Consider the following 4,135-nt stretch of genomic DNA (forward strand, 5'->3'; position numbering starts at 1 on the left):
CAGCAAGGATTAACTCCCGATACCCTAGTTTGGCGCACAGGCATGGCAAATTGGCTTCCCGCTTCCCAAATTCCAGAACTCGCAACAACTTTCGCCTCCCCACCCCCCACACCTCCCACACCTCCCCATCCCCCCACACCTCCCCATCCCCCCACACCTCCCACACCCGAATGGTATATTTTCCGGAGTGGCGATCGCTCAGGACCCTTTGCCAAAGAGCAATTGCGCCAAGAAGGAATTAGCGGGCGTACAAATGTTTGCAAAGAAGGAGAAACCGAGTGGACTCGTGCAAGAGACATTCCCGAACTTGCCGATATTGTTTAGGTTTCCGGTTCCGAGGGCGATCGCTCCAACGGAGAAGAAGTTTCTAGTGCAGAGCGATTTTCTGGGAAGCTACCAAACAGTTTAGTTAAGCGCTTGCGAACCCATGTTACGGGGTTGCGATCGTCTTCCTCGTCATCGACTAAGCCCATTTCTCGCAGTTCTCTTTGACGTTTTGCTAGTTCATCCCGGCGATCGCACAATTGTTGTACAATTTCTTCTTGCAAAGCCGGCTGTTCTTCTAAAAGTCTTTTGAAGCCTTGATTATTAATAAAAAATACCGTAGTTTTCTCCAAAGCCCTTACTGAAGCCGTGCGCGGAATGCCCAGTAATAAAGACAATTCGCCAAAGAAACTGCCTGTATTTAACGTTGCTAAAGTTTTTCCCATTTTTTCAGTAAAAATTTCTACAGTACCCGATAAAATTACATAAAACGCATCGCCATAATCTCCTTCTCGAAACAACACTTCTGAAGCCTCTAAATTTTTGCGATAGCCATATTCTATTAATCTTCTTAATTCGAGTTCATTAAAATTCTGAAAATACTCAACCTTTTTGAGATGATCTTTAATGTAAAGAGAACTATTTTTACGAACCGAACTCAGGAATAGTTTTGAACCTTGCACATTTTCTCGATGTTTTTTGGGATCGTCTCCCAACATATAAACCTTGCGCTCATTATCATCGGGAAAGTAAATACCTGCTTGTCGTAAAGTATATTCAACGGTATAATTAATCGAACTTTGTGCTTCTTTAAAAAGGGTAAAATCTTCGAGCCAAAAAATTAACTCGAAGTGAAAAAAGCCATCGCGATAGCCATTAAAAAAGACCTTTGGCGATCGCTGATTCGAGATCAACGGATCTCGTGAAGCTGAATCAATCAGAATTTCTGTCACCAGCAAAGGATTGTATTCTGGTTCAATAGTAATCGCAATAGAACTATAGCCTCCATTTTGAGATTCATGAGTCCAATTTGTGAGTTTATTTTCAATTAAATTGCCATTGGGGATGACAACATTTTGACCGAGAGGTGTTCTAATCGTTGTTGTTCGTAAGGAAATTTCGCGAATGTTACCTTGAACTTCTTCAAATTCGATAAAGTCACCAACTTTTAATTTCCGTTCTAAGAGAATGGTTATACCACTAATAAAATTATTTGTAATTTGTTGTAAACCAAAACCAATCCCAACCCCTAAACCCCCAATAATAACAACGATAGAAGAAAAATCGAATCCCATTGTTTGCACAATGAAGATAAAACCAAAACCCCCCATCAAATAACTAATTAATATAGAGATTGAAGACCTAATTCCCGCATCAAGTTTAAATCTGGTTAGAATTCGCTTTTCTAATAAATATCTCGTCGTTCTGGAAAGAAATAAAACCAAGAAAATTGCCAGAGAAATCTGGAAAATTGTAATTAAAGAAAATTCAGTATTCCCTAACTTAAATAGGCGAATCGAAAAAATAGATTTAAGATATTGAAGGAGTGTTTCAATCATACTTTCTTGAGGGATTGCTTGACTGCAATCTGTGAATAAAGATTCTTCTGTTCCTCTTCAGCTTGCGTACCAAAAAGATTGTTCAAACGATTGCGAACCCAAGATACGGGGTTGCGATCGTCTTCCTCATCATCGACTAAACCCATCTTCCGCAATTCTGCTTGACGCTGTTGCAGTTCTTCTTGGTGCGTACTGAGTTGTCGAATAATTTCCTCTTGCAATTTTGGCTGTTCTTTAATAATTTGTTTAAATCCTTGACTATTGATAATAAATAAGGTGGTTTTTTCTAAAATTCTTACGGATGCGGTTCTCGGAATACCTAATAATAAGGAAAGTTCCCCCAAAAAATCTCCAGCTTTTAAAGTCACTAAAGTTTTATCAAGTTTTTCGATAAAAACCTCAACCGAACCGGAAAGAATCACATAGAAAGCATTACCGGGATCGCCTTCTCGGAATAAAATTTCCGCAGGAGCAAATTCTTGTCGATAGCCATATTCTATCAATTTTCTTAATTCTAGTTCATTAAAATTCTGAAAATATTCAACTTTTTGCAAATAATCCCTAATATAAAGTTTGGTGTTTTGGCCATCCAGACTGATTTGTGATTCTTCAGTTTTGCCATTTAAAAGATCATCAACGAGAACAATTTTACGCTCATTATCATCGGGTAATTGAATTTCTGCTTTCCGTAAATTATATTCAACGGTATAATTTAAAGAACTTTTTACTTTCTTAAAATCATTAATATTCTCAACCCAAACTGCTAATTGGAATTCAAATAAGCCATCATCATAACCATTGAAAAAAACCTGTGGAGGGCGTTTCTGAGAGATCGATGAATCTATATGAGCAGATTCTAGTAAAATTTCAGTCACAAATAAAGGATTATTTTCTGCATCAACACGAATATCAATTGAAATATAACTTCCCTCTTTATCAGAAGTGCGATTGGTCAATTTATTTTCAAGTAAAATACCATTGGGAATAATAATATTTTCACCCAGAAAGGTTCTAATTGTTGTCGTTCGGAGAGAAATTTCTTGAATTCTTCCTTGAATTTCTTCAAATTCTACAATATCACCAATGTTCAGTTTTCTTTCCAGAAGAATTGTAATCCCACTAATAAAGTTTTTGGTAATATCCTGTAAACCAAAACCAATTCCAACTCCCAAGCCACCAATAATAACAGTAATAGAGGAAAAATCTAGCCCCACTGTTTGCAGAACAATCAGAAAGCCAAAACCTCCAATCAAGTAACTGGCTAATATCGAAATTGATGCTCTCGATCCTGTATCGAGATTGAATTTAGCAAGAATTCGTTCCTCTAATAAGTACTTAGTCGTGCGGGTAACAACGATGACTAAAATAGCAGAAACGGAAAACTTTAAAATTGTTAGAAAGGAAACCGAAACATCTCCAACTGTAAATAAAGTCAGTGAAAAGATAGATTGAAGATAGTGAAAAAACCCTTCAATCATTCCATATTGAATACCTACCTTCATCATTCTGTCCTCGATCGCTTAAATTTAGAGTGCTAGTATCATATCATTTTTCAATCGCTAAAAAATTATGTTAAAAAAATAGGTCACACCAAAACAAGGGGTGTTCTAGAAATAGATAACCCGATTTTTTAACTACGGCTCTTTTTTAAACAAGAAGCTCAAGTAATCACTTTAAAGTTGTTTTTGGGCTTCTATAGCTTAATATTTTTTAAATGAGACCGAGGGCTATTGTTTCTAACATTACGAATTTTTTCATAGTATTCTCGCTCTAGAGAACTGGGATTTTTAGGGGTTGCAATCAGGATTTTGACCATTTGATCCGTTCGTCCGCCTTTTGTAGCAATCCAACCTTTTCCTCGCAAACGTAAGGTTTGCCCGGATCGAATGCCTGCGGGAACTTTCATGGTTACGGCACCATCGGGGGTGGGAATTTCAACGGATGCACCTAAAACGGCTTCATCAGGAGCAATAGGCAATTCACAGGTTAAATTATCGCCATCAAACTGAAAAAAATCATGGGGTTCGAGTTCTACATTCAAATATAAATCTCCTCGCTTCTGTAGGAAACTGTCCAATTGTCCTTTTCCTTTGACTCTGATTCGGCTACCGGGTTTTGCACCGGGAGGAATGCGAACATCAATGGTTTCTCCCGCTAGGTTTAAACGTTTCTGGGTACCGCGAAAGGCTTCTGAGAAAGTGAGGCGAATGCTGGCTTCTTTGTCGCTAGAAACGGGTTGTTCGTTAAAGCCGCTTTGAAATCCACTTGAGGTTCTGTAGTTATTTTGCGGTCTTGCGGTGGTGGTGCGATAA

4 protein-coding genes are annotated in these 4,135 nt (G+C 38.1%); 1 reads left to right on the forward strand and 3 read right to left on the reverse strand.

Annotated features, from left to right (window positions below; all coding sequences use genetic code 11):
- Positions 1-324 (forward strand): DUF4339 domain-containing protein (locus tag VB714_RS06990; RefSeq protein WP_323222495.1); only part of this gene is annotated, 324 nt, incomplete at its 5' end.
- Here the strand turns inward: VB714_RS06990 and VB714_RS06995 are convergent.
- From VB714_RS06995 to VB714_RS07005, 3 genes are all read right to left on the reverse strand, one after another.
- The gene (locus tag VB714_RS06995; protein ID WP_323222497.1) at positions 321-1,823 is read right to left on the reverse strand and encodes a cyclic nucleotide-binding domain-containing protein; all 1,503 of its coding nucleotides are present in this window, start codon (positions 1,821-1,823) and stop codon (positions 321-323) included. The two genes, VB714_RS06990 and VB714_RS06995, sit on opposite strands and share 4 nt — an antisense overlap.
- Complete coding sequence (locus VB714_RS07000) at positions 1,820-3,328, reverse strand: mechanosensitive ion channel domain-containing protein (protein ID WP_323222499.1); 1,509 nt, start codon at positions 3,326-3,328, stop codon at positions 1,820-1,822. Before VB714_RS07000 ends, VB714_RS06995 begins: the two co-directional genes overlap by 4 nt.
- A gap of 188 nt (positions 3,329-3,516) precedes the next feature.
- A partial coding sequence (locus tag VB714_RS07005; protein WP_323222501.1) for a J domain-containing protein occupies positions 3,517-4,135 on the reverse strand: 619 nt, incomplete at its 5' end.

It is taken from the genome of Spirulina sp. 06S082 (assembly GCF_034932145.1).
Taxonomy (GTDB): Bacteria; Cyanobacteriota; Cyanobacteriia; order Cyanobacteriales; family Spirulinaceae; genus CCY15215.